Genomic DNA, 25,217 nt, shown 5'->3' on the forward strand with positions numbered 1-25,217 from the left:
TGTCTTTACATTTGCGAGGCGCTTTCCAGATTTTTCACGCCTGTGAATTTCCCTGTATCCATCCAGCAAAAACGGGGGTATAAAACTGTACATTCATACAGAAGAATGAGTTTTACAATGGCACCGGAAAAAGGAATTGCAGAGTTTATCACCACGGATTTTTTCAGCGAGGCAGCGCGTACAGCGCTACGGGATGTGGCCTGGAGAGCAGGTAGGTAACTCCGGATCCAGATAAAAATTGTTTTCAACTTGAAAATATCACAGGCCAGCCTTACAGTGTTTTCAGGTTGAAAACTCTTAATGGAATTACACCCTGCATGTTATCAGCCACAAGCCTTTTAACGAGGCGATAAAACGCTTTCCACTTTACGAAGATGCACTCATTGATTTATCAAATCTTCTTGAGAAAACAGCGTTTAGCGATCCGGGTGAGATGAAGAGATATATTCCCTCACTGGATAATTTTAAATACAGAGATAAATGGTGGGTTATTAATATTGCAGGCAATCATTTACGGCTTATCGCCTATATTGATTTCAGGCTCCAAAAATGTTTAATCAAACATATTGTTACCCACAATGAATACGACCGACTCACAACCTGGTACCGGAGCCATAAAAATGAGAACCCATCACACTCCAGCAGAAGACTCGGCCAATTTTGAAATGCTGGTTAAGACCTTCACCCACGCAGTGAAAGACATCCCTTTATGTGGCCCTAAAGCGGATCAAGAGGAATACCATAAGGCGCTGAAACTGATCGAATTTTTAGTTGATCGTGACGATCTGGAAAACCCTTTGTTTGAATTACTCTGCGCACGGATACGCGACTATGAAAATAACGCTCCAGAATTTCAGCATTTCAATCAGCGGTTAGCGGCAACCCCTTGTGGCGTAAGTCTGTTAAGGATGCTCATGGATCAACATGGGCTTAAAGCGGCTGATTTGGCACAAGAACTTGGCTCTAAATCCAATGTGAGTAATATTCTTAATGGGCGCCGGGCGCTCACCGTTCGCCATATCAAGGCGTTAAGCGAGCGTTTTAATCTCCCGGCTGAAGCGTTTATTGATAAGTAAAATATCCACCCTACTCTTCTTCGTTCCCGCCCTCTTCATACGGGCCAAATGGCTTCGCGGGAAGAACGATATACGTGCCTTCAAACACTGCCCCCGGCGTCTCGTCGCCAAAGATTTCGACCTGCATCTGTACCCGTGCTTTTCGTCCGCGCGCCAGACGGTCAAGATCGCCGCTTAAGGCACCGAGGTCGGCTACCGCATGAGGTTTACCGCTAATCGGCTTGCTGTAGCGGATATGCGCATCCGCCAGAATAATCGTTCCACCGAGATGGCGTTCGCGCAGCATCAACCAGATTAGCCCCCAACCGGTAAGCGTTGCCAGCGAGAATAAACTCCCGGCAAACAGCGTATGGTGCGGATTCTGATTGCCGGTTTCCGGCATGGTGGTGATAAATTTTTGCCCGGTATATTGCTGAATGCGCACGCCCATTTTTTCACTAAGCGGGATGTGTTCATACCACGCTTGTTGCAGCTGCGCGCACCAGTCGCCGCGATGAAGAATATCATCCAGAGTGGCGACGGGTTTAATCATCAAAAAATGGCGAATCGGCGTGGTGGTTGGCGTGGTGATCTCCCCCTGATTAACAAACCCCAGCTTGGCGAAAAACTCCACCGCGTCTTCACGGGCGCTACAGGTCACGCGCTTAACGCCTTCCTGGCGCGCTACCGACTCCAGGGTCATCGCCATCAGCGTTCCCAGCCCTTTGTCTTGCACGTCGGGATGAACGGCCATAAAGCGAATGGACGCTTCGTTATCGGCATTAATATACAGCCGCCCTACTGCCACCAGATTACCCTGCTCGTCGACGACCATCTGGTGATGCGCCATCGCATCCCACGCGTCGCGTTCCGAACCTTTTGGTTGATGCAGGGGCTTACGCAACATCTCCCAGCGGAACTGATAGTAGCGCTCTAATTCTTCTTCTGTTTGTGGAACCCGAAGGTGATACATAGCGATACTCTCTCTTGTTTCCCGTGACACACCTGGAAGCTGACTCATACCTGCAACCAGAATGTCACGGGACCATCATTGACCAGCGATACCTGCATATCGGCAGCGAAGCGTCCTGTTTGCGTGTTCATCTCTTGCTGACGGCAGCGTTCGACGAAATAGTCATATAACGCCTCTGCGCGATCCGGTGATGCGCCTTTGGAGAAACTTGGGCGCATCCCCCGTTCGGTATCTGCGGCGAGGGTAAACTGGGAAACTACCAGCACACTACCGCCCGCCTGTTGCACGTTGAGATTCATCTTGCCTTCGGCATCGCTGAAGATGCGGTAGCCGAGCACACGCTCGCACAGACGGTTTGCTTTCTGTTCGTCGTCATCCTTTTCGACACCCAATAACACCAAAAGTCCCGCGCCAATTTCGCCCGTCACTTCTCCCTCCACGGTGACGCTGGCACGGGTTACGCGTTGAATTAATGCAATCATGGTTCGTCGTCTTCTTCTTGTTCAGCAGCTTGTTTTAGTTTGCGGTATTCCCCGAGAGTGACAGTAATTTCCGCGCCAAGCAAGACGATACACCATGTCCAGTACACCCAGACAAAGAGAATGGGGATCACCGCCAGCACGCCGTAAATGAGCTGATATGACGGGAACATGGTGATATAAAGCGCGAAACCTTTCTTTCCTGCTTCGAACAGGAGTGCGGCGACAAACGCGCCGACAATCGCGTCGCGATTCGGTACGCGGATGGTGGGAACAATGCTGTAAAGCAACCAAAAGGAGATCCACGACAACAGCAGCGGAAAAATACGCAGCACATTGTCGATGACAGTATTGAGATCGCTCGCCCAGCGCAGGGAGAGCAAATAGGAACTGATCGCCAGACTGGCCCCTGCCAGCAGCGGCCCTAACGTCAGGATCATCCAGTACACAGCAAACGAGTAAATTTTTGGCCGTACCCGTTTACTTCGCCAGATGGCATTCAATGCACTATCAATGGAATACATCAACAATAACGCCGTGACGATCAGGCCACATGCCCCGACGGCGGTCATCTTGTTGGAATTGGCAACAAACTGTTCAATATATTGCTGGATAACGTCGCCAGTGGCAGGCAGAAAGTTGGCAAAAATAAAGTGACGCAACTGAATGCTGACGTCGGAAAACATGGGAAAAGCGGCGAAAAGCGCAAAAACAACGGCAACCAGCGGCACTAATGAGAGCAACGACACATAGGCAAGATTACCTGCCAGGGTGGTCATGTTGTCCTCATTAATACGTTGCCAGAGTAGTTTCAGCCAGGCCCATAGCGGACGGGTACGATGCCTGGCTTTTTCATGGATGGTTTTTAGCATAACACCTTCGCGAAATAGTCCGGGATGGTGGTTTTATCTTTCACCAGAATACTGGTAATGCCTAGCTGATTTGCTCCTTCTATATTATCGGCGTTATCGTCGAAAAAGACCGTATCGTCTGGTGAAAAACCTTCTGCCTGCAAAACATGCTGGTAAATTCGTGCTTCAGGTTTGCGCATGCCCAGATCTTGCGAAAGATAGATATGGTCAGCAGCATCACGGATTTCCGGGTATTCCTCCGGCCAGAAGGTGGTATGCAGGCGGTTGGTATTGGAAAGCACCACCACGCGATGCCCCTGCTCACGCAGTTTATGCATGATGGCGATCACTTCCGGGCGCAGCGCGACAAACACCGCCTGCCAGCCGTGGGAGAACTGCTCGTAGCTTAGCGGTAGAGCCATCTCATGACACATCGCCTCTGCGAACGCTTCGTCGCTAATTTCCCCGCGCTCATGCTGATGAAACGCCTCCCCCATATGAAAACTCTTCTTAAGCGATGCCAGCGGAATACGCGTTAAATCGCTCCAGGTTCCCAGCACACGGTTAAAGTCGATATCGACAATCACATTACCTAAATCAAAGATATAGAGCATTTTTGCCTCCTTTCTCGCCACAAGAAATTAACTGTAGCGGGAAAGGATGGGTTTGGCTATGTGGCAATAAGGGTAATCTTGTGATGCTGATTGCGAAAAAGCAGAGTAATTTCACTGGCTTTTTCGCAATAGATGAATGGTTAAGATTCAGGTGTAAATTGCCAACGAGTTTCGATGACCAGCGGCTTCTCTGGCATCACCAATTCTGGCGTTAAATTTATTGCGTTAGGTGCCTGGGTAAGCGGATTAACACAGGTGGCATCGGGCTGTTTATCAAATACCACCAGACTGTTTGCAGAAGAGGTCATGGTCATCGCGAGTTTACCTGGCCACAGTAACTTAACCTCCACCCCGTCATAAAAACCAAAACAGTCATCCCAGGGACCGGCTTGAGGAGAGATGCGATTTCCTGTTGGCAGTTCATCACTACCCGCTTCTTCTTGCCAGTCCGCATCAAAAAGCACCTGCAACGATTCTGTGCTTTGCGGGGTCAGCTTTTTCGCAAACCACGGATGCCAGCCTGCAGAGGCCGGGAATGTATCGGTATGTGAATGGATTTCCAGTTGCAAAACCAGCGCATCATTCTCCAGCAAAAAAGTCTGAACCACTTCCCCTTGCCAGGGCCACGGTGAAGCCAGGGGCATACGTAAAGTCAGGGAATCTGTTGTTTTGTCGATGATTTCCCACGTTGAGTAACAAGCCATACCATGCAATGCATGCGGTGGTTTATTGGCGGGTAAAGAATAACATTGCCCACCAGCATTCAGCGTCGCATTCCCCAGTCGCCCTGCCCACGGCACCATTGGAAAACAGCCGTACTGAAAAGCTCTGCGTTGCGGCTGCCATTGGCGTAATACTTCAGAACCAAATGCCTGTAACGAGGTTATCCTGGCACCATCATGCGGATAAATCTGCAGGCGAATATTGCCTTTTTCCAGCGTAACTAACTCTCCTACTGGCCCAGGCCAGGGCGCGTCAAATGCGAGCTGTAGCGCCTGGTGATGTTCATTTTTCCGTTCAGTTTTCATGAGATTGTTCCCTGATGTAGCGGTAAGAAGCGGTTTCTTGTTCATCGGTCGGCTCAATCAGCCAGACGCAAACAAAAGAAAGAACTGAGACAGCAAATAAAAACAGAGCGACATACCACGGCTTTCCTCCCCCTAGCGCCAGCAAACTTGAGGCGATAAGAGGGCTTAATCCGCCAAGAATCGCGGAAAATTGATAGGCAAAAGAAAGGCCGGTATATCGTACTTTGGTGCCGAACATGCGGGTGAAGAGTGTCGGCTGCACGGCGAACATCATCGTCGGGCCTAAGTTATAGCCGAGGATCATACTGCACCAGATGATGAGCGTACTTTTACTATCCAGCAATAAGAAGAAAGGAAACGCGAACAGGACACAAAATCCCGCGCCTGATAAATACAGACATTTTTGACCTATACGATCTGATAACCATCCAACCAATGGGCAACTGAAAATACCGATCGCCGAGGCAATCAACATACCCGTCAGGGGAATATCTCGCGATAATGCTAATTGGCTGGAAATATAAACAATACCAAAGGCGTTAATAATATTGGAAGAGACACTCTCCGCCAGCCTCGCGCCCAGCGCTAATAAAATATTTCGCGGATGTTTTTTGAATAATTCAATCAACGGAGGAACAGACTTTTCTTTATTATTCGTCGTTTTTTGCTTTTGAAAATCCAGTGTCTCCTCAGTATGCAGGCGGATAAATAATCCAACGATCAACATCACCGCTGAAAGCCAGAACGGAATACGCCATCCCCAGGAGAGAAACTGTTCTTGAGTCAGTAAATGGTTACAAAGCGCAAAAACACCGGTTGCCAGCATAATCCCCACTGATGCAGCCGTTTGTGGGAGCGAACCTAAAAAACCGCGCCGGGATTCGGGCGCAGATTCAATGGTCATCAATGCCGCTCCGCCATACTCGCCACCAAGGCCAAAGCCCTGAATTAAACGCAGCGCCATTAATATGAGCGGTGCCCAGATCCCAATTTCCTGATACGTCGGAATAAAACCAATCAAAAATGTGGAGCAACCGACAATAGCCAGTGTCCAGATAAGTGTTATTTTTCGCCCAATTTTATCGCCAAAATGGCCAAAGACGATGCCACCTAAGGGACGAGTCAAAAAACCAACGCCAAAGGTCGCAAAGGAGGCTATAAGACCTATAAAAGGATCGCTGTTCGGGAAAAAAAGCGGAGCAAATACCAGCCCTGCTGCCGTGCCAAAAATAAAGAAGTCATACCATTCCATCAACGCGCCCGCGAAACTGCCCATTACGACACGTCTCATGGCTTTACCGGAAAGTCCTTCTCGCGGTGTGGGTAACGTTTCAGACATCATTTTCCTCTCCTGGTCGGCGAGAAATTGGGGAATAACCCACTACAAAGTGGGCAGTCTGATAAATACGCGCATCGGCCTGATGTCGATACGCGTTATGTTTATTTGTTCAATTCCGCCAGAACTTCCGCGTCTTCGGCATCCACATTCGCCCCCAAAGGTTCCCAATTAATCAATACGCAGGTCAGGAATCCCAGGAATGGCACAATTGCCAACCAGTAAAACGCTTCAGTTTTCAACGCACCCCACAGCATCGGCCAGAAAATAAGCCCGGCAATCGCACCGGTGCGCATAATCGCGCGGGCAAATCCGACCCCTGTAGGGCGAATAGCAGGAGGATAAGAGAGTGTGGCAATGGTCATACCCAGCCCACCAGGCCCCGCTGAATGGAAGAAAATAATTGATCCCAATAACCCTAAAGACAGCCAGGGGTTAGTCGTTGCCAGCGCACCTAACGACAGTAATGCTAAGGTCACAACGGCAAATCCATACATCGATTGTCGGCGAGTACCCAGTCGTTGGAGAATAAACGAGCCGATCATCCCGCCAGTCACCCCACAAAGGGCATTCACGACGGCAGACCCCGTCAACGCACCAGTAAGCCCGCCACTTATTATTCCCGCCAACGTAAGAGGAAGATAAACACCTACGGCGTTATATTGCCACGCCTGCATGGTTGCCACGACACAGCCAAGAATGGTGCGTTTGCGGTAACGATCATTAAATAAGATGCCATATCCACCGCTGTATTTATTCTCTGCTTTTTCCGAGGATCTGGCTTCTGCTGTACCCGGTGCCGCAACGCGAGCCTGAACACCATAACGTTTTCCCAGAATGTCGCAGGCTTCCTGGTAACGCCCGACGCGAGCGGCCCACATTGCGGATTCACCAATAAAGAAGTAACGCAAAACCATGAAGATGACTGCGAAAATAGCTCCGATGAATATTCCGTAACGCCACAATTGTTCTTCAGCGATACCCGACAGAAGCAGCGGCAAAAGCACCAAATAAACAACGGTTGTCGAAACATACCAGGCCATTTGCCAGAGGTTGACCGACGTTCCGGTTTTCTTCGACGTTGAACCACGAAGCTCTGCCACGGCATTGGTTGCCAAAGGGAAGTCGATGCCTAAGCCAAAGCCCATGATGACGCGGCACACCAGCACCCACCAGATACTGGGCGCAATAGCTACCGCAGCAGCCCCGATGGTGCACAGCCCCATGCCAATAATAAATGCCCGCTTTTGCCCAAAGCGGTTTATTACTCGGTTCGCTAATAAACCACCAATTAACGCGGCGATTAATACTGACGCATTAACGGTTGCGGCAAGGCCCGGCGAAATGCCAAATTGAGCGGCAATGTATTTATTACCAAACCCCACCATCGCCGCCTGGTAGGCATCAATCAATATGCCGCCTAAAGCGATAAAAATAACGCCGATGCTGGTGTTGATTGCAGAGTTCTTATTAACAATATCAATTACGTCCTGTGGCCGACTAATTGAATAAGTTGCAGGACTGGTGATTTGACTCATCGCAGTGTCCTTTTTAATTGTTGTAGGGTGGCGCTAGCGTGGCGCAGCGCCAGACAGAGATTTAGAAAATCATTCCGGCGCAAATTGCAGCATGACTTTTATGGAATCATTTTGCTGCGCACGTTCGAACGCTGCCGCTGCATCCTCAATGGCAAATAAATCGGTAACCAGTTCACTGGTATCAAACCGCCCATCCGCCAGCCATTCGATAACGGCATCGAAATCTTCAGGGATGTACATGCCAGAGTTGAGCAAGTCACGCTCGAAACGTTGCATCATCGGTAGCGGTATTTCACGCGGCCCACTCGGTACGCCCATGCACACGACGGTGCCTCCGGCATACACACGGGTACAGGCATCATTAAGCGTGGCCTGCGCTGCAACAACATCAATCGCCCCCGTAAATCGCACATCTGCGGCCAGTTCCCCTGGAGCCCAAACTTCTGCTGCGCCCAGCTTTAACGCCAGGGCGCGTTTGGCAGCGTCAGGTTCAATCACGGTGATCTTCCCTGCTCCCATAATGCGCAGTGCCTGCACGATGGATAAGCCTATCGTTCCGGCACCAATCACCAGTACGCTTTCCAGAGAAGCTTTCGGCATTCGGTTAACGCAGTGACGAGCACAAGCCGCCGGTTCGGCAAAGGCCAACACTTTTAGCGGTAAAGAGGCTGGTGCGACATGGCAATTACGCGCAGGAACAATGTGCTGTGAGCGAGCAAAGCCCGGCGCGCGAAAACCGGCAACCTGCGGTGGTTCACAAAGATTAAAACGTCCTGCTTTGCAGGCCCGGCATTCCATGCAAGCCATGATGGGATCGACCACAACATGATCGCCCGGCTGTACATTTTTAACGTCGCTGCCAACTTCCGTAACGCGCGCTGCAATTTCATGACCGGGGACGACAGGCGGTTTGGCAAACGGATGACCGCCCTTCAGAACATGCAGATCCGAACCGCATATCCCGTAGAACACGGGCGCAATCCGTACTTCGTGCGGTTTAAGTTCCTGGTGTGGTACTTCAACATATTGAGTGGTGACTTTCCCAATATCTGAAAATAAAACCTGGGTAATTTTATCCATTGTTATTCTCCAGAATCGATATCCATAGGGGATTAGCGTTGCGCGATACCTTCATCGACAATTTCAGCCAGCCGTTGCAAGCGTGGAACGGAGACATCGCGCAGCATAGTTTGTGGATCTTGTGCACCAACAACCGACGCCCAAACCGCTCGTCCAGCCAGGAAGCCCGACGCACCACCTTTCATGGCAATACTTACTGCACGGCCAAAAATATCGGCATCAACGCCAGAAGAAAGAATTACCCACGGCATCTTCATCTGATCGTTAAGTTTCTGACAGGCGGCAAGTAAGGTTTTTTCATCGCCTTTGCCCCCTAATGGCATCTCGGCTTTGTAAAGATCAGCCTCTGTTCCACCAAGCTCTGCGGCGGCGGCAACAATGGCGCTTTCACGATCAAAGTCCCAACCGCGACGAGGTGGACGCACCACAGGTTCAATAATGCTAACCAGCCCGGCACTACGGCAGCGACGAACAAATTTATCAACCATTGCCAGACGTTCCTCTGCGGGTTCATCTTCACGCCAGAGTACAAGTAATTTCATTGCATTAGCCCCCATTTCACGGGCTTTATGCGGGTCGACGGACATATCTATTTCAACGCTATCAACCGGGATGCCATTACCTGGGATAAAAAGATCGGCAGCGACAATCAGGCCGCAAGAATTAGCAACAGCGCCCTGCTCGACTATTTGCTCAAGACAAAATTGTTTATCCGCCAGAACGGCAGAAGCATAAGGAGAAAGGATTCGGGTCGCGGCGACTTTAAAATCGGTGAGTACACTGTCGGCGATGGGTTTTGGCTGCCCTGCTGCCGCAAACATCAGGCGCATGGCTTCACGCTGATCGACAGCTAACATAGCGAATCCACCACCTGGGCGGGAGATATCTTTCAGCGTAAATGGGGTGAAGTGGGATGACATAGAAACTCCTGTTAATAGATAAAATTAAAGACCAGCCTGCTGGCGAACCTGATTTAGCAGGGCGCTCCAGTCCTGCCGCCCTTTGCCGTCTTGACTTGCTGCGGCGTAATAACTTTCTGCTGCAATCCCCATATTGAGCGGCGCCCCCGTTTCCCGAGCGACGTCAACTGCAATACGCAGATCTTTCAATGCCAGGTCCACCATGAAGGCGGGAGAAAGATCGCCTTTCAGCACTTTGCCAGGCCAGGTGGTCGTAAAATGTCCTTTCCCTGCTGCCGTACCACTCATCACCTTAATTGCGACATCAAGATTTAATCCCAGTGACTCACATAACACAGCGGCTTCGGAGGACAGCGCATTAAGCGCAATGCTCATATAGTTGTTAATTAGCTTCACGCGGATCCCCATTCCTGGGCCGCCAGCCTCGACCAGCTCATTACCCATGCACATGAGAATCGGGCGTGCACGCGCAATCTGCTCATCAGTGCCACCCGCTAAAATCAGCAATGTGCCATCAATCGCATTCACGGACGTTCTGCCCACGGGGGCGTCCATCATACTGATGCCTTTTTCTTGTAATTCCCGTATTAATGCATCGGTCTGTAAGGGATGAATAGTCGACATATCAATCACTAACGCGTCAGATGAAACAGCCTCACAGACGCCTTTTTCCCCCAACAGAACCTGTCGAACAATGTCACCATTGGGAAGCATAGTGATGATAAATTCAGCGCCTGCTGCCGCTTCCGCTGGGGTTTGTGCCGCAGTGGCCCCCTGCGTAACTAGCGCATCGACGGCCTGTGCATTGACATCAAATACCTGCAATGAATGCCCTTTTTGCAATAGATTGTTAGCCATTGGGCTACCCATCTGCCCCAGCCCGAGAAATGCAATGGTTGCCATGAATGCTCTCCTGTCTGACATTGACAAAATAATGACAATTGAAAATTCGTTTTCGTCTGTTTTTGAGCATATTTGTAATTTATGTTCAAAAACACGACACACATCACTAATTTGATCATTTGTGTCATTTAAATTGACCGAAGACGACAAAATTAAACAGGACAAGACAAATATGACCAGAATTGCATGCGTGGGTATCACAGTTCAGGACAGGATTTATTCTTTGCTCACTCTGCCGGAGGGCGGCGGGAAATATCAGGCAAATCATTATCTTGAGATTGGTGGCGGCCCGGCAGCAACAGCCGCTGTTGCAATCGCAAAACTTGGCGTGGAGGTTGATTTCATCGGTCGCGTCGGCGATGACAGTTGTGGAAATACCTTACTTGCAGAACTTGAGGGTTGGGGCGTCAATACCGCATTTTGCCGCCGATATCCTAACGCCCGTTCGTCGCAATCAGCGATCCTCGTTGATCAGCATGGCGAACGGATTATCGTTAATTATCCAAGTCCCGATCTCGGTACTGATGCCGAATGGTTAGAAGCGATCGATTTCTCTCGTTATGATCTGATTCTGGCCGATGTTCGCTGGCATAGCGGTACTGAAAAAGCATTCTCGCTAGCGCGCCTTGCGGGTGTGACAACACTTTTAGACGCCGATATGACACCGCAGGATATTTCTCCACTTGTCGCGCTTGCCGATCATGCTGTGTTCTCTACGCCAGGGCTGAAACGTATGACTGGCCTTCAGTCACCTGAAGAAAGCTTGTACCAGGCAACGACACAAACAGCAGGTAAAGTGTATGTCACGCTGGGTTCTGAAGGTTCGTTGTGGATTGAAGATGATCATTTGTGTCAACAGGAGGCATTTTCTGTCAATGTGGTTGATACCACTGGAGCAGGCGATGTTTTTCACGGTGCACTCGCGGTAGCGTTGGCAGAAAAAATGCCAACAAAAGAGGCTATTCGTTTTGCCAGTGCGGTTGCCGCGATGAAATGTACCCAGCCTGGCGGTCGGGCTGGCATTCCTAATCGTGAGCAAACCGAATCATTTTTGTCACTTTATGCGTAAAATGGTAAACATCTACCGAGGAGGGGCAAGGGAGTATTCATGAGTATCATCGAAGTGACAGGTAATCCACGCCATGACCAACTCGTTCATCTAATCGCAGAACGCGGTTATATGAATATTGAAGAACTGGCACAACTGCTGGATGTTTCAACGCAAACCGTGCGCCGGGATATCCGAAAACTCAGTGAGCAGGGGTTGATCACCCGTCATCATGGAGGAGCCGGGCGCGTCTCCAGCGTCATGAATACCGCTTTTGAGCAACGGGAACTTTCGCTCACCGCCGAGAAACGGGCGATCGCTGAGGCGGTCGCCGATTACCTTCCCGAACGCTGTACTGTCTTCATCACCATCGGTACAACCGTAGAAGCCGTTGCCAGGGCATTACTCAACCGTCGTGATTTACGCATTATCACTAACAGCCTGCGTGTGGCACAGATTCTTTATAAGAATCAGGATATTGAAGTGATGGTGCCGGGAGGCACTTTACGCGCCCATAACGGTGGGATTATCGGCCCTGGAGCCGTGGATTTTATTGAAGGTTTTCGCGCAGACTATTTAATCACCAGTATTGGTGCCATTGAGCATGACGGTACCCTGCTGGAATTTGATGTCAATGAAGCGTTAGTCGCGAGAACGATGATTAAACATGCGCGGAATACATTGCTAGTGGCAGATCATACTAAGTTTGCCGCTTCGGCTGCGGTTTCAATTGGCAATGCGCGGAATGTCAGGGCTTTTTTTACTGATGCCCCGCCTCCCAATTCTTTCTGCCAGTTGTTAAGTGAAGAGAATGTTGAACTGGTGGTTGCCGAGCAGGAAGTATCCTGAAACTGAAACTTCGAAAAATCCGCTGGGGATTCAGCGGATTTTATTTTGCCGGATGCGGCCTACGGTTGATACGGTTTTCGTTGGCCGGATTAAGCACATCCGGCCATTAATCAAGCTTCAGCCGCCAGCATCTCTTTCTTACGTTGACTAATTCGCTTAACCAGCATTACGGAAACCACCGCACCACAGAATGCGAAGCAGGCCATAATGCCAAACACGATTTTGTAGCCAATAATCCCCGGATTTAAATCCAGAATGTAGCCATACAGACTGAAGCAGAACATCGCTGGGGCGTAACCGATAAAGCTACCCAACGCCATCGCCGCGCCTGTTTTATTTTCAGCAATTTTTGCTTCGCCAATAGGTGCAAAAAATACGGCGCGCTGAGTAAAGACTATCGCACCAAAGCCCAGCGTACATGCCATCCCTAAATAGACCGGCATGCTTTCGTGCGGCAGCATAATCAACAGTACGAGCGCAGCGGTACTGATGATAAAGGTGTAGCATAGATATTTACTCGGTGATTTCAGGATCTTATCTGAAATCATGCCACCAATCGGTCCACCAATCATTTTCAGACAGTATTGGTTAATGATGCCGTAAGCCCCCACCAGCGCAACGGGCAGTAGATAGATGTTTTTCAGGAATGGAATGAAGAACGTCAGGCCACAGTAAACCGCGTAAACGAAGAAGACGTTGAAAGCGATAAGCCAGATGGTTTTGTCTTTCAGCACCGAGGTCATACTGGTGTTTTGCGATGCTCCGTCTTCTTTTTTCGCCTCCACGGACGGTGCCTCTTCTTTGTCATTGAGGACAAAGAAAATGATAACGCCCACAGCAATCACAATAAGGGAATAGAACCAGATACCCGCTTTAAAGCCCAATAAGCCACTGCCAAACCAGGTAAAAACTGCCAACGCAGAAAATGCCACCACGGTATCGACAATGCCACGCCCTGTTTCGAAGAAGCCAAACAAACGACCTTGTTGTTCGCTATTGCCCAATCGACTTACTGACTTGAGCAAGACCGGCCAGTTCATCATGTCGCAGGTAACGCCAAATAGCGCCCAGACAAAGAGGATGCCCCAATATCCCGGCATTGTTGTCAAATAAACACCCAGTAATCCCGTCGCAATGAGTGAGAGTGACATGGTGTATCTGCGCGGTAGTTTATCGGCAAAATAAATAGACAGAAAAAAGCCCACTGTGGTGACAAACGAGTTTACCGACATAGCATTACCAATTTGACCATTAGTCAAATGGAAATATTCCTGCATCGGGATATAAAACGCATCTTTCAACGACGGTAATTTATAAATTGTACCGCCACACAGTGTTAATAGACTAAATAACGCCCATTTCTTTTTCGTGAGCATAACATCCCCTAAGCGATTTTTAAAATCACTGTTTTAAAGGCAATAAGATATCGACCATTCTTATGGAATGGTTTTATTAACTGCGTATGAGTTAAAACTTATTAGTGGTTCAGAAGATGGCTTGCCTCTTGTTTTATTTGTTGTAGTACGTTACGCACATGATTTATCTGATTAATCGCATCTTCTTTTTCTTTACGTAACCGCGCATCCAGTAAATGATTTTCTGGTAGTGGTGTTTCACTCATCTGGCGATAAGGGATCCACGGATTATCATCTTCGTCTTCAAAGCGGAACGCCGGAGCATAATAATCAACCTCTTCTTCCAGGCCATATGCCGTCACCTGCGGCTCATCATCGCCCAGGCAGATAAGGTGCGTTAATAACGCTTTGAAGGGCATATCTCCCTGACCTGAAATACAGGCTTTATGGCCCAGCCCCCCCTGTTCTTTAACAATCAATGCATCTTTGATATGCACCTGGGTAATATGTGGTGCCATCGTTTTTAAAGCGTCGATGGGATGCTCATTTGCATTGATCATGTTCGCAAAATCAAACAGTAAGGAAAGAGACTCCATCTCACTTTCTTTGACCAGCGACACCAGCTCATGGCTTTTTAAATCTTCATGCTGCTCGATCGTAAAAGTCAGGCCGCTGTCCTGATACGTTTCCCGTACATAGGCAATGTCGTTAGCGATGATCGATAATACGTCGCGCAAATTACCTTCATAACGTGGATAAAAACGTACGGACGATGCCCCAGTTTTCAACGCGATGGCGACGGCTTCGTCAATAGATGCCTTATCAGAGGCGCTGGTTTCAATATGAATATCAAGGTTCAGACGGCGGGCTTTATCACCAAAGGCAGAGAGTTCTTTATCGTCCATATTACCAAGAGAAAAACGCTCTCCATCCAGAACATGAATTTTGACGCCCCGCAGATTATTTTCACTCGCGATATCAAGTAAATCAGCAGGCAATACTCTTTCCAGCCGCATATTTAAATGAAAGGCATAAGCATGTAAATAAAGAGGAAGAGTATCGACACGTTGTAGAATCTTTCTTGCGTTATTTGTTGTCACCATAAAACACCTACAGATTAATGATGAGGTCTACGGCCTCAAATCGCCAATATTCAATATCTATCTGGACAATATTGCCTTGCTGGTCGGCGCGATGCTTTTCAATTAAGATCGCAGGCATACCCGCAGAACCGCCAAGATACTTGCTGATATCGCCCGGCATTCTGACGGGTTTGAAAATCAATTTTTTTACTACCGTCTCTTTTTGGTAGCACTTTTCCCAGACTGAAGAAAATGAGTGGTTTTCAAGTTGTTCAATAAAACCTGGGGCAACTTCAGGATTAATATATGTTTCGTGATAGAAAACTTTATGTCCTTCCAGCGCCCCCCAGCCGGTAATACGATAGAGTTCGGTTGATGGCGTCACTGCAATCAGTGGCGCAAGCGTCTGGGGAATGTCGCTGGTACGGCTTTTCTCGGTAAACCCCCAGGAAGGTTCCCGCCCTTGCTCAATTGCGGCCCGCTGAAAGCTCGCCGACAGCTCCGGGCTGTAATTAAATCGCGGCTGAGTCACGAACCACCCTTTACGATCCTTACGGAAGATTTTGGATTCTGCCTCGAGGTTCAGCAACGCCTGGCGCAGCGTCATACGTTTAATGCCCAGCAGCTCTCCCAGCTCTCTTTCTGAAGGGAGTTTTCCACCCGGCGTAGTGATGCCATCTTTTAACCACCGATCCAGTTTCTCTTTTGCATTTTCTACGGTGGATTGATTTCCCGTCATTGTTTAATCCTTTTGGTTTAAACCAGATGAGGCATCTTACGCTTACGCCAAAAAAGAAAGCAATTAACGGCGTATGACTTTGCAGATAATTGTGACAAAGCTCTCTATTGACGTAACCACAGACTTATAAGGGAGATACTCGCATTGGTGAGTGCTCACGACAGGCAAAAAAAAACCTGCCATCGCTGGCAGGTTTTTATGACTAAAAAACGAAATTAATCGTCTTTCGGTGCGCGGTTAGCGCGACGACGATCGTTTTCCGTCAGGTGACGTTTACGAATACGGATAGAGGTCGGAGTCACTTCTACCAGTTCGTCATCATCGATGAACTCCAGAGCTTGTTCCAGAGTCATGCGGATAGGCGGAACCAGAACAACGGCTTCGTCAGTACCGGAAGCACGCATGTTGGTCAGTTTCTTACCGGTCAGGCAGTTTACAGTCAGGTCGTTAGAGCGGCTGTGAATACCGATAATCTGACCTTCGTAAACTTCTGCACCGTGACCGAGGAACAGCTTACCGCGATCCTGCAGACCGAACAGCGCGAACGCTACCGCTTTACCCTGACCGTTAGAGATCAGTACGCCGTTCTGACGCTGACCCACTTCACCCGGACGTACGTCGTCGTAGTGGCTGAAGGTGGAGTACAGCAGACCAGTACCGGAAGTCATGGTCATGAACTCAGAACGGAAGCCGATCAGACCACGGCTTGGGATCACGTAGTCGAGACGTACGCGGCCTTTACCGTCTGGATTCATGTTTTTCAGGTCGCCTTTACGTTCGCCCAGCGCCTGCATCACAGAACCCTGATGCTGTTCTTCAACGTCCAGAGTCACGTTTTCATACGGCTCTTGTTTACGACCGTCGATTTCACGGAAGATAACTTTCGGACGGGATACCGCCAGTTCGAAACCTTCACGACGCATGTTTTCGATCAGAACAGACAGGTGCAGTTCGCCACGACCAGAAACGCGGAACGCATCGGCGTCTTCGGTTTCTTCTACGCGCAGCGCAACGTTGTGTACCAGTTCTTTGTTCAGACGGTCCAGGATCTGACGAGACGTTACGAACTTACCTTCTTTACCGCAGAACGGCGAGGTGTTAACGCAGAAGAACATAGAAACGGTCGGCTCATCAACGGAGAGTGCCGGCAGCGCTTCAACGTTTTGCGTGTCGCAAACGGTGTCAGAAATGTTCAGTTCGCCAAGGCCCGTGATCGCCACGATATCGCCAGCTTCCGCCAGATCGGTTTCGATACGTTCCAGACCGAGGTGGCCCAGCACTTTACCGACTTTCGCGTTGCGGGTTTTGCCTTCGCTATCGATGATAGTAACTTGCTGGTTCGGCTTCACTTTACCGCGCTTGATGCGGCCAATGCCGATAACACCAACATAGCTGTTGTAATCGAGCTGAGAAATCTGCATCTGGAACGGACCGTCAAGGTCAACGTCCGGCGCAGGAACGTGGTCAATAATCGCCTGATACAGCGGGGTCATGTCTTCCGCCATATCTTCGTGGTCCAGACCCGCGATACCGTTCAGCGCAGAAGCGTAAACGATCGGGAAGTCCAGCTGCTCGTCGGTCGCGTCGAGGTTTACGAACAGGTCGAATACCTGATCCACAACCCAGTCAGGACGCGCGCCAGGGCGGTCAACTTTGTTGATAACAACAATCGGCTTCAGGCCGTAAGCAAACGCTTTTTTGGTTACGAAGCGCGTTTGCGGCATCGGGCCGTCAAATGCGTCAACCACCAGCAGCACTGAGTCTACCATGGACATTACACGTTCAACTTCACCACCGAAGTCGGCGTGCCCCGGGGTATCAACGATATTGATACGGTAATCATTCCATTTGATAGCGGTGTTTTTCGCGAGGATGGTAATCCCACGCTCTTTCTCCAAATCGTTGGAGTCCATCACGCGCTCTTGGGTTTCGGCACGAGAGTCGAACGTACCGGATTGTTGGAGCAGCTTGTCTACCAGGGTGGTTTTACCATGGTCGACGTGCGCGATGATGGCGATATTACGCAATTTTTCGATCACAACTTTGCCTCAGGCATTAGAAATAGCGCGTTATTGTACACGGATTAATCGCACTACAAAACAGGATCACAAACATCCTCCGCAAACAAGTATTGCAGAGTCCCTTTGTGATCGCTTTCACGGAGCATAAAAAGGGTTATCCAAAGGTCATTGCACCAACATGGTGCTTAATGTTTCCATTGAAGCACTATATTGGTGCAACATTCACATCATGGTGCAGCCCTTTTGCACGATGTTAAGCATGATAACGCCTTTTAGGGGCAATTTAAAAGTTGGCACAGTTTTCGCTTTATCTTTTTTACGGCGACACGGCCAAAATAATTGCAGATTTCGTTACCACGACGACAATGACCAATCCAGGAGAGTTAAAGTATGTCCGCTGAACACGTACTGACGATGCTGAACGAGCACGAAGTGAAGTTTGTTGATTTGCGCTTCACCGATACCAAAGGTAAAGAACAGCACGTCACTATCCCTGCTCATCAGGTGAATGCTGAATTCTTCGAAGAAGGCAAAATGTTTGACGGCTCCTCGATTGGCGGCTGGAAAGGCATTAACGAATCCGACATGGTGCTGATGCCAGACGCATCCACCGCAGTGATTGACCCGTTCTTCGCCGACTCTACCCTGATTATCCGTTGCGACATCCTTGAACCTGGCACCCTGCAAGGCTATGACCGTGACCCGCGCTCCATTGCGAAGCGCGCCGAAGATTACCTGCGTTCTACTGGCATTGCCGACACCGTACTGTTCGGGCCAGAACCTGAATTCTTCCTGTTCGATGACATCCGTTTCGGATCATCTATCTCCGGTTCTCACGTTGCTATCGACGATATCGAAGGTGCATGGAACTCCGCCACCCAATACGAAGGTGGTAACAAAGGTCACCGTCCGGCAGTGAAAGGCGGTTACTTCCCGGTGCCTCCGGTAGACTCTGCTCAGGATATTCGTTCTGAAATGTGTCTGGTGATGGAACAGATGGGTCTGGTGGTTGAAGCACATCACCACGAAGTAGCGACTGCAGGTCAGAACGAAGTGGCTACCCGCTTCAATACCATGACCAAAAAAGCTGACGAAATTCAGATCTACAAATATGTTGTGCACAACGTAGCGCACCGCTTCGGCAAAACCGCGACCTTTATGCCAAAACCGATGTTCGGTGATAACGGCTCCGGTATGCACTGCCACATGTCGCTGTCTAAAAACGGCGTTAACCTGTTCGCGGGCGACAAATACGCAGGTCTGTCTGAACAGGCGCTGTACTACATTGGCGGCGTAATCAAACACGCTAAAGCAATTAACGCCCTGGCAAACCCGACCACCAACTCTTACAAGCGTCTGGTCCCGGGCTACGAAGCACCGGTAATGCTGGCTTACTCTGCGCGTAACCGTTCTGCGTCTATCCGTATTCCGGTGGTTTCTTCTCCGAAAGCACGTCGTATCGAAGTGCGTTTCCCGGACCCGGCGGCTAACCCGTACCTGTGCTTTGCTGCCCTGCTGATGGCCGGTCTTGATGGCATCAAAAACAAGATCCATCCGGGCGAAGCCATGGACAAAAACCTGTATGACCTGCCGCCAGAAGAGGCGAAAGAGATCCCACAGGTTGCAGGCTCTCTGGAAGAAGCACTGAACGAACTGGATCTGGACCGCGAGTTCCTGAAAGCCGGTGGCGTGTTCACGGATGAAGCGATCGATGCGTACATCGCTCTGCGTCGCGAAGAAAATGACCGCGTGCGCATGACTCCGCATCCGGTAGAGTTTGAGCTGTACTACAGCGTCTAATAGTTGAAGTTGTACTACCCGGCGCGAACAACGCCGGGATTTAGTTGCCGTGGAAACTTTCAGCCCATCTCTGCATGGGCTTTTTTCTCCGTAACTTCTGTGATGCTTCGCGCTTTTTATCCGTAAAAAGCTATAATGCACTAAAATGGTGCAACCTGTTCAGGAGACTGCTTTATGGCAACAGGCACGCAGCCCGATGCTGGGCAGATCCTCAACTCGCTGATTAACAGTATTTTGTTAATTGATGACAATCTGGCGATCCATTACGCCAACCCCGCCGCGCAACAACTGCTCGCCCAAAGCTCCCGCAAATTGTTTGGTACACCGTTACCGGAACTGTTGAGCTACTTCTCATTAAATATCGAGCTGATGAAAGAAAGTCTGGAGGCGGGGCAAGGTTTTACCGATAACGAAGTGACGCTGGTCATCGACGGTCGCTCGCATATTCTTTCTGTGACGGCTCAGCGTATGCCGGACGGCATGATCCTGCTGGAGATGGCGCCGATGGATAACCAGCGCCGCTTAAGCCAGGAACAGCTACAACATGCTCAACAAGTTGCTGCCCGTGATTTAGTGCGTGGCCTGGCACATGAGATTAAAAATCCGCTTGGCGGCTTACGCGGCGCGGCGCAGCTACTCAGCAAAGCATTACCTGACCCGTCACTACTCGAATATACCAAAGTGATTATCGAACAGGCGGACCGGCTGCGAAATTTGGTCGACCGTCTGTTGGGGCCGCAGCTGCCCGGTACGCGCGTTACCGAAAGTATTCACAAAGTGGCTGAACGCGTGGTGACGCTGGTGTCGATGGAACTGCCGGACAACGTGCGGTTGATTCGTGATTACGACCCCAGCCTGCCGGAACTGGCGCACGACCCGGATCAAATTGAGCAAGTGCTGCTGAATATTGTGCGCAATGCGCTACAGGCGCTGGGGCCGGAAGGTGGTGAAATCATTCTGCGTACCCGCACCGCGTTTCAACTGACCTTACACGGCGAACGCTATCGGCTGGCGGCGCGGATTGATGTGGAAGACAACGGGCCGGGCATTCCGCCTCATTTGCAGGATACGCTGTTTTACCCGATGGTCAGCGGCCGCGAAGGTGGCACCGGGCTTGGCTTATCCATCGCCCGAAATTTAATTGATCAGCATTCAGGCAAAATTGAATTTACCAGTTGGCCAGGTCATACCGAGTTCTCGGTTTACCTGCCTATCAGGAAATAAAGGTGACGTTTATGCAACGAGGGATAGTCTGGGTAGTCGATGACGATAGTTCCATCCGTTGGGTGCTTGAACGTGCGCTCGCTGGAGCGGGTTTAACCTGTACGACATTTGAGAACGGCGCGGAAGTACTGGAGGCGCTGGCGAGCAAAACGCCGGATGTGCTGCTTTCAGATATCCGTATGCCGGGAATGGACGGGCTGGCGCTGCTCAAGCAGATTAAACAGCGCCATCCGATGCTTCCGGTCATCATTATGACCGCACATTCCGATCTGGATGCTGCCGTCAGCGCCTATCAACAAGGGGCGTTTGATTATCTGCCTAAACCGTTTGATATCGACGAAGCCGTGGCGCTGGTTGAGCGCGCCATCAGTCATTACCAGGAACAGCAGCAGCCGCGTAATGTTCAGCTTAACGGCCCAACGACCGATATCATCGGCGAAGCGCCAGCCATGCAGGACGTGTTCCGTATTATCGGTCGGCTTTCGCGCTCTTCCATTAGCGTGCTGATCAACGGCGAATCCGGCACTGGTAAAGAACTGGTTGCTCATGCCCTGCATCGCCACAGCCCGCGAGCCAAAGCGCCGTTTATCGCGCTCAATATGGCTGCTATCCCGAAGGATTTGATCGAATCAGAACTGTTCGGTCACGAGAAAGGCGCGTTTACCGGCGCGAATACCATTCGTCAGGGGCGTTTTGAACAGGCCGATGGCGGCACGTTATTTCTCGATGAAATTGGCGATATGCCACTGGATGTGCAGACGCGTTTGCTGCGCGTGCTGGCAGACGGTCAGTTTTATCGCGTTGGCGGCTATGCGCCGGTGAAAGTGGATGTGCGGATTATCGCTGCCACTCACCAGAATCTCGAACAGCGGGTGCAGGAAGGCAAGTTCCGTGAGGATTTGTTCCACCGCCTGAACGTCATCCGTGTTCATCTGCCGCCGCTGCGTGAGCGTCGGGAAGATATTCCCCGTCTGGCACGCCATTTTTTACAAGTTGCCGCTCGCGAGCTGGGCGTAGAGGCAAAGTTGCTGCATCCGGAAACTGAAGCCGCTCTGACGCGTCTGGCGTGGCCAGGCAACGTGCGCCAGCTGGAAAACACCTGCCGCTGGCTAACGGTAATGGCTGCCGGACAGGAAGTGTTGATTCAGGATTTGCCTGGCGAACTGTTTGAATCAACCGTACCGGAAAGCACTTCACAAATGCAGCCGGACAGTTGGGCAACGCTGTTAGCACAGTGGGCAGATCGGGCGCTACGTTCCGGTCATCAAAACTTGCTGTCTGAAGCGCAACCAGAGCTGGAGCGGACGTTACTGACTACCGCGTTGCGACATACGCAGGGGCATAAACAGGAAGCAGCGCGCTTACTTGGCTGGGGGCGTAACACCCTGACGCGTAAGTTAAAAGAGCTGGGAATGGAGTGATTCAGGCTCGCCATGTAAAGATTGATTATTGAGCGCAAATTGCTGGTATTTTGCGCTTTACTGTTCCGGTAAGTTCAGTATGATCATGCCCGAAAAACGGGGAGAGTGTCATTATGCTGGAATCAATAATTAATCTGCTATCAAGTGGCGCAGTTAACAGTCACACGCCGCAAACTGCCGTTGCTGCTGTGCTGTGTGCCGCAATGATTGGGCTGTTTAGCTGAGTTTCAGATTGCTGATGAAGTGCTCTTTGTTCATGCCGGGTGCGGCGTGAACGCCTTATTCGGCCTACAAAAGCAATAATTTCAACAGGTTTTGCAGGCCAGATAAGCGTAGCGCATCAGGCAATCTTGTTCTCAGCACATTGATGGCGCTTTCGTTTTCTACTTTGTAAACGAAGCGCCATTCACTATTTAAATCACCCGTGAGAACTGCTGCATTCGCGCTTTCTGGCGCAGATAAGTATCAAAGCACATGCAAATGTTGCGGATCAGCAAGCGACCTTTCGCCGTCACCTGAATCCCCTTCTCATCCACATCCACCAGCCCGTCTTTTGCTAATGGGGCCAGCAGCTTGAGATCTTCCGCAAAGTAATCAGCGAAGTGCAAATCCCACTGTTGCTCAATGGGGGCGTAATCCAGACGGAAGTTGCAGATGAGCGACTTAATCACATCGCGGCGAATACAGTCATCACGCGTTAGCGCAATACCACGCCACAGCGCATTACCTTGTTCATCCACCTGCTGATAGTACTGCTTCAACTCTTTCTGGTTCTGCGCGTAGCAGTCGCCAATCATGCTGATGGCGGAAACGCCCATCCCAAGCAGATCGGTATCGCCCTGGGTGGTGTAGCCCTGGAAGTTGCGATGCAGCACGCCTTCACGCTGGGCCACTGCCAGCTCGTCATCCGGGCGAGCAAAGTGATCCATACCGATAAACTGATAGCCCGATTGTGTCAGGAAGGCGATGGTTTCCTGCAGAATATCGAGTTTTTGTTGCGGACTCGGCAAGTCAGCATCTTTGATTTTGCGCTGGGCGGCAAAAATAGTTGGCAGATGCGCGTAGTTAAAGACGCTCAGACGGTCAGGGTTCAGTTCCGCCACGCGTTTCAGGGTAAAGGCGAAACTCTCCGGCGTCTGTTTCGGCAGGCCGTAAATCAGGTCAATGTTGGTGGAGGTAAAGCCAATCTCACGCGCATGGTTAAGCAGCGCAAAGATGAACTCTTCATCCTGCTCGCGGTTAACCAGACGTTGTACTTCTTTGTTGAAGTCCTGCACGCCCATGCTCAGGCGGTTAAAGCCTTCGGCGCGTAAATGATCCAGTACATCCAGTTCGATTTCGCGCGGATCGACTTCGATCGAGATTTCCGCATCGGCATTGAACTGGAAGTTTTCGCGCAACAGCTTCATCAGGCGGCTGATTTGCGCTTTATTCAGGTATGTTGGCGTTCCACCGCCCCAGTGCAGCTGGCTCACCTTGCGCCCGGCAAAAAGCGGAGCACGATGAACGATTTCTTGCTCAAGCACGTCCAGATACTGGTCGGCCTTGTGCTGCTGACGAGTCACAATCTTGTTGCAACCGCAGAAGTAGCAAAGTTTGTGGCAGAACGGGATATGTACGTAGAGAGATAAGGGACGCTCTGGGTAGCGCGCCACGGCTTGTAAAAACGCCTGTTCACCGAAGTCTTCTGAAAACTCCAGCGCGGTCGGGTACGAGGTGTATCGTGGCCCGGAATAGTTATATTTCTGGATCAGGGCCAGGTCCCAGTCGATTTGCTGTACAGACATGCTCACTCCTTCCGATGGCGTCTCTGGCGGCTACGGCGTACCGGCGGATGCCCGTTTCGGGTCATCAGCCGGTTGCGCAGCCACTTTTGTCGCCGCGACAACCGCTGTAGTTTAACGAATAACCACACCAGATAACATATAACCGGAAGGGTTATCAGCAGAACGGGAAGGCCCACGGCGGCAATCCGTTAGTTGCCCCGCAGCAGACGCATCATGTCTTCTTGCTTCTCGTCTTCTTCCTCTTCTTCGTCGTCGTCATAAGAGAGGCCGAGTTTCTGCATCAGCTCATCAATACGATCCAGCTTGGCATCTACCCAGGATTGCTCTTCGGCACTCAGGGTTTCGCCTGCTTCCAGACGTTCCAGCAGCGCATCCAGACGCTCATCCGTCTCCAGTAACTCCAACTCCGCCTGCGGTGAAAGCATAGGTTTCTCACTCTTCGGTTTGTGCTGTTTGGTGACTTTTTCAGTCACGCCCAATGGAATAGGGGTTTTACTGCCAATACGTGGATCTTTCGGTGCATTCTGGCCTTTGCTACCCGAAGTAGCGCTACCGCCCGCTGCGCGGCTGCCTGGTGCATGACCACGACGTTTTTTCTGGCGCTTGCGATCACGAGCTTCCTGATTCAGCTCTTCGCGGGTTTTACGACGCGCTTTTGCATGACCTTTGCTGCGTGAGTTTGAAGATGATGGTTTCATATCAATTCGTCTTTTAGCCGTTTTATTTAGTATAGATTTGCGGCGGAATCTAACAGAAAGCAAGCAAAGAAAAAAGGCGACAGATTACTCTGTCGCCTTTTTTCCTGACTCACAACCCTTAACGGGTCTTACAATCCTTGCAGGCCGCCAACACACCCTGTTTTTCCATTAGCCGGAACATTCCGTGTTGATTCCATTTCCCTTTAGTGACGTCTCCGGACGTTTGTCTTCCTGACAATCCTCTGTCTTCGCCTCCTGGCGCTCCTGACCCTCATCCTGAGTCATCGTTCCTGTTAGCGTCCTCGCTCTATGGGTGCTACTTTACGCTTCTGTGTTAAACAAACAATAAACTATCATCAGTATTTACTCATTTTCAGATTATTGTATAAAACTAATCACATGATTTATTTAGCCTA

Annotated in this window: 24 protein-coding genes and 1 pseudogene; 8 read left to right on the forward strand and 17 right to left on the reverse strand. The window is 50.3% G+C overall.

Annotated elements, in window-relative coordinates; genetic code table 11:
• Nucleotides 1-313: 313 nt before the first annotated feature.
• A complete protein-coding gene (locus tag D9597_RS14490; RefSeq protein ID WP_130223082.1) occupies nt 314-664 on the forward strand; it encodes a type II toxin-antitoxin system HigB family toxin in 351 nt (116 codons plus the stop codon).
• Nucleotides 621-1,076 carry a helix-turn-helix domain-containing protein gene (locus D9597_RS14495; RefSeq protein WP_130216184.1) on the forward strand — a complete coding sequence of 152 codons (456 nt, stop codon included), beginning with the start codon at nt 621-623 and terminating at the stop codon, nt 1,074-1,076. Before D9597_RS14490 ends, D9597_RS14495 begins: the two co-directional genes overlap by 44 nt.
• 10 nt (nt 1,077-1,086) lie before the next feature.
• Here the strand turns inward: D9597_RS14495 and fabY are convergent, their stop codons facing one another.
• From fabY to yihU, 10 genes are all read right to left on the reverse strand, one after another.
• Complete coding sequence (fabY, locus tag D9597_RS14500) at nt 1,087-2,028, reverse strand: fatty acid biosynthesis protein FabY (protein WP_001297068.1); 942 nt, start codon at nt 2,026-2,028, stop codon at nt 1,087-1,089.
• Nucleotides 2,029-2,072: 44 nt separating this feature from the next.
• Nucleotides 2,073-2,510: a D-aminoacyl-tRNA deacylase gene (gene dtd, locus D9597_RS14505; protein WP_000560983.1), complete on the reverse strand. Its 438-nt coding sequence runs from the start codon at nt 2,508-2,510 to the stop codon at nt 2,073-2,075.
• Entirely contained in the window at nt 2,507-3,379 is an 873-nt protein-coding gene (locus tag D9597_RS14510; protein ID WP_000920721.1) for a virulence factor BrkB family protein, read from the reverse strand. Before D9597_RS14510 ends, dtd begins: the two co-directional genes overlap by 4 nt.
• Nucleotides 3,373-3,972: a glucose-1-phosphatase gene (gene yihX / locus D9597_RS14515; protein WP_130223056.1), complete on the reverse strand. Its 600-nt coding sequence runs from the start codon at nt 3,970-3,972 to the stop codon at nt 3,373-3,375. Before yihX ends, D9597_RS14510 begins: the two co-directional genes overlap by 7 nt.
• A 140-nt stretch (nt 3,973-4,112) precedes the next feature.
• A complete protein-coding gene (locus D9597_RS14520; RefSeq protein WP_130223058.1) occupies nt 4,113-5,000 on the reverse strand; it encodes an aldose 1-epimerase in 888 nt (295 codons plus the stop codon).
• The gene (locus tag D9597_RS14525) at nt 4,990-6,339 is read right to left on the reverse strand and encodes an MFS transporter (protein ID WP_105283807.1); all 1,350 of its coding nucleotides are present in this window, start codon (nt 6,337-6,339) and stop codon (nt 4,990-4,992) included. The genes D9597_RS14520 and D9597_RS14525 overlap by 11 nt, the downstream gene beginning before the upstream one ends.
• Nucleotides 6,340-6,440: 101 nt before the next feature.
• On the reverse strand, nt 6,441-7,874 hold the full coding sequence (locus tag D9597_RS14530) for an MFS transporter (protein WP_130223060.1): 1,434 nt from the start codon (nt 7,872-7,874) through the stop codon (nt 6,441-6,443).
• Between the two features lie 69 nt (nt 7,875-7,943).
• A complete protein-coding gene (locus D9597_RS14535) occupies nt 7,944-8,954 on the reverse strand; it encodes an alcohol dehydrogenase catalytic domain-containing protein (RefSeq protein WP_000357967.1) in 1,011 nt (336 codons plus the stop codon).
• A 32-nt stretch (nt 8,955-8,986) separates the two neighbouring features.
• Complete coding sequence (locus tag D9597_RS14540) at nt 8,987-9,874, reverse strand: aldolase (protein ID WP_130223062.1); 888 nt, start codon at nt 9,872-9,874, stop codon at nt 8,987-8,989.
• A gap of 24 nt (nt 9,875-9,898) precedes the next feature.
• A complete protein-coding gene (gene yihU / locus D9597_RS14545) occupies nt 9,899-10,777 on the reverse strand; it encodes a sulfolactaldehyde 3-reductase (RefSeq protein ID WP_130223064.1) in 879 nt (292 codons plus the stop codon).
• 172 nt (nt 10,778-10,949) lie between these two features.
• On the opposite strand from yihU, the gene D9597_RS14550 reads away from it, so the two are divergent.
• Together D9597_RS14550 and D9597_RS14555 are read left to right on the forward strand one after the other, a co-directional pair.
• Nucleotides 10,950-11,846 carry a sugar kinase gene (locus D9597_RS14550; protein WP_130223066.1) on the forward strand — a complete coding sequence of 299 codons (897 nt, stop codon included), beginning with the start codon at nt 10,950-10,952 and terminating at the stop codon, nt 11,844-11,846.
• A 39-nt stretch (nt 11,847-11,885) separates the two neighbouring features.
• Nucleotides 11,886-12,674 (forward strand): DeoR/GlpR family DNA-binding transcription regulator, encoded by a 789-nt coding sequence (locus D9597_RS14555; protein WP_000022286.1) that lies wholly within the window; start codon nt 11,886-11,888, stop codon nt 12,672-12,674.
• A gap of 110 nt (nt 12,675-12,784) precedes the next feature.
• On the opposite strand, the gene D9597_RS14560 is transcribed toward D9597_RS14555, so the two are convergent.
• The 4 genes from D9597_RS14560 to typA all read right to left on the reverse strand — a co-directional run bounded on the left by D9597_RS14560 (nt 12,785) and on the right by typA (nt 17,889).
• Nucleotides 12,785-14,050: an MFS transporter gene (locus tag D9597_RS14560; protein ID WP_130216177.1), complete on the reverse strand. Its 1,266-nt coding sequence runs from the start codon at nt 14,048-14,050 to the stop codon at nt 12,785-12,787.
• Nucleotides 14,051-14,151: 101 nt separating this feature from the next.
• Nucleotides 14,152-15,132, reverse strand: coding sequence for a TIM barrel protein (locus tag D9597_RS14565; protein ID WP_130216175.1), 981 nt, complete (start codon nt 15,130-15,132; stop codon nt 14,152-14,154).
• Between the two features lie 7 nt (nt 15,133-15,139).
• Nucleotides 15,140-15,850: a GntR family transcriptional regulator gene (locus D9597_RS14570; RefSeq protein WP_000147434.1), complete on the reverse strand. Its 711-nt coding sequence runs from the start codon at nt 15,848-15,850 to the stop codon at nt 15,140-15,142.
• Nucleotides 15,851-16,065: 215 nt separating this feature from the next.
• Entirely contained in the window at nt 16,066-17,889 is a 1,824-nt protein-coding gene (typA, locus tag D9597_RS14575) for a ribosome-dependent GTPase TypA (RefSeq protein WP_001514692.1), read from the reverse strand.
• 372 nt (nt 17,890-18,261) lie between these two features.
• Here typA and glnA point away from each other — a divergent pair, with 372 nt between their 5' ends.
• From glnA to D9597_RS14595, 4 genes are all read left to right on the forward strand, one after another.
• Nucleotides 18,262-19,671: a glutamate--ammonia ligase gene (gene glnA / locus D9597_RS14580; protein WP_165383548.1), complete on the forward strand. Its 1,410-nt coding sequence runs from the start codon at nt 18,262-18,264 to the stop codon at nt 19,669-19,671.
• A 174-nt stretch (nt 19,672-19,845) separates the two neighbouring features.
• Entirely contained in the window at nt 19,846-20,895 is a 1,050-nt protein-coding gene (gene glnL / locus D9597_RS14585; protein ID WP_128881903.1) for a nitrogen regulation protein NR(II), read from the forward strand.
• A gap of 11 nt (nt 20,896-20,906) precedes the next feature.
• Complete coding sequence (gene glnG / locus D9597_RS14590; RefSeq protein WP_088563506.1) at nt 20,907-22,316, forward strand: nitrogen regulation protein NR(I); 1,410 nt, start codon at nt 20,907-20,909, stop codon at nt 22,314-22,316.
• A gap of 113 nt (nt 22,317-22,429) precedes the next feature.
• Entirely contained in the window at nt 22,430-22,540 is a 111-nt protein-coding gene (locus D9597_RS14595) for a YshB family small membrane protein (RefSeq protein ID WP_064527982.1), read from the forward strand.
• Nucleotides 22,541-22,729: 189 nt separating this feature from the next.
• Here the strand turns inward: D9597_RS14595 and hemN are convergent, their stop codons facing one another.
• From hemN to D9597_RS14615, 3 genes and pseudogenes are all read right to left on the reverse strand, one after another.
• Nucleotides 22,730-24,103: an oxygen-independent coproporphyrinogen III oxidase gene (gene hemN, locus D9597_RS14600; protein ID WP_130216173.1), complete on the reverse strand. Its 1,374-nt coding sequence runs from the start codon at nt 24,101-24,103 to the stop codon at nt 22,730-22,732.
• Between the two features lie 188 nt (nt 24,104-24,291).
• On the reverse strand, nt 24,292-24,801 hold the full coding sequence (yihI, locus tag D9597_RS14605; RefSeq protein WP_130209972.1) for a Der GTPase-activating protein YihI: 510 nt from the start codon (nt 24,799-24,801) through the stop codon (nt 24,292-24,294).
• Between the two features lie 118 nt (nt 24,802-24,919).
• Nucleotides 24,920-25,086 (reverse strand): annotated as a pseudogene (locus D9597_RS14615) (hypothetical protein).
• Nucleotides 25,087-25,217: the final 131 nt, after the last annotated feature.

This window comes from Escherichia sp. E13S3, from assembly GCF_004212325.1.
Classification (GTDB): Bacteria; Pseudomonadota; Gammaproteobacteria; order Enterobacterales; family Enterobacteriaceae; genus Escherichia.

Coding starts and splice junctions, on each gene's coding strand:
- D9597_RS14495 (WP_130216184.1), top strand. CDS start 621: ATGAGAACCCATCACACTCCAGCAGAAGACTCGGCCAATTTTGAAATG.
- fabY (WP_001297068.1), bottom strand. CDS start 2,028: ATGTATCACCTTCGGGTTCCACAAACAGAAGAAGAATTAGAGCGCTAC.
- dtd (WP_000560983.1), bottom strand. CDS start 2,510: ATGATTGCATTAATTCAACGCGTAACCCGTGCCAGCGTCACCGTGGAG.
- D9597_RS14510 (WP_000920721.1), bottom strand. CDS start 3,379: ATGCTAAAAACCATCCATGAAAAAGCCAGGCATCGTACCCGTCCGCTA.
- yihX (WP_130223056.1), bottom strand. CDS start 3,972: ATGCTCTATATCTTTGATTTAGGTAATGTGATTGTCGATATCGACTTT.
- D9597_RS14520 (WP_130223058.1), bottom strand. CDS start 5,000: ATGAAAACTGAACGGAAAAATGAACATCACCAGGCGCTACAGCTCGCA.
- D9597_RS14525 (WP_105283807.1), bottom strand. CDS start 6,339: ATGTCTGAAACGTTACCCACACCGCGAGAAGGACTTTCCGGTAAAGCC.
- D9597_RS14530 (WP_130223060.1), bottom strand. CDS start 7,874: ATGAGTCAAATCACCAGTCCTGCAACTTATTCAATTAGTCGGCCACAG.
- D9597_RS14535 (WP_000357967.1), bottom strand. CDS start 8,954: ATGGATAAAATTACCCAGGTTTTATTTTCAGATATTGGGAAAGTCACC.
- D9597_RS14540 (WP_130223062.1), bottom strand. CDS start 9,874: ATGTCATCCCACTTCACCCCATTTACGCTGAAAGATATCTCCCGCCCA.
- yihU (WP_130223064.1), bottom strand. CDS start 10,777: ATGGCAACCATTGCATTTCTCGGGCTGGGGCAGATGGGTAGCCCAATG.
- D9597_RS14550 (WP_130223066.1), top strand. CDS start 10,950: ATGACCAGAATTGCATGCGTGGGTATCACAGTTCAGGACAGGATTTAT.
- D9597_RS14555 (WP_000022286.1), top strand. CDS start 11,886: ATGAGTATCATCGAAGTGACAGGTAATCCACGCCATGACCAACTCGTT.
- D9597_RS14560 (WP_130216177.1), bottom strand. CDS start 14,050: ATGCTCACGAAAAAGAAATGGGCGTTATTTAGTCTATTAACACTGTGT.
- D9597_RS14565 (WP_130216175.1), bottom strand. CDS start 15,132: ATGGTGACAACAAATAACGCAAGAAAGATTCTACAACGTGTCGATACT.
- D9597_RS14570 (WP_000147434.1), bottom strand. CDS start 15,850: ATGACGGGAAATCAATCCACCGTAGAAAATGCAAAAGAGAAACTGGAT.
- glnA (WP_165383548.1), top strand. CDS start 18,262: ATGTCCGCTGAACACGTACTGACGATGCTGAACGAGCACGAAGTGAAG.
- glnL (WP_128881903.1), top strand. CDS start 19,846: ATGGCAACAGGCACGCAGCCCGATGCTGGGCAGATCCTCAACTCGCTG.
- glnG (WP_088563506.1), top strand. CDS start 20,907: ATGCAACGAGGGATAGTCTGGGTAGTCGATGACGATAGTTCCATCCGT.
- D9597_RS14595 (WP_064527982.1), top strand. CDS start 22,430: ATGCTGGAATCAATAATTAATCTGCTATCAAGTGGCGCAGTTAACAGT.
- hemN (WP_130216173.1), bottom strand. CDS start 24,103: ATGTCTGTACAGCAAATCGACTGGGACCTGGCCCTGATCCAGAAATAT.
- yihI (WP_130209972.1), bottom strand. CDS start 24,801: ATGAAACCATCATCTTCAAACTCACGCAGCAAAGGTCATGCAAAAGCG.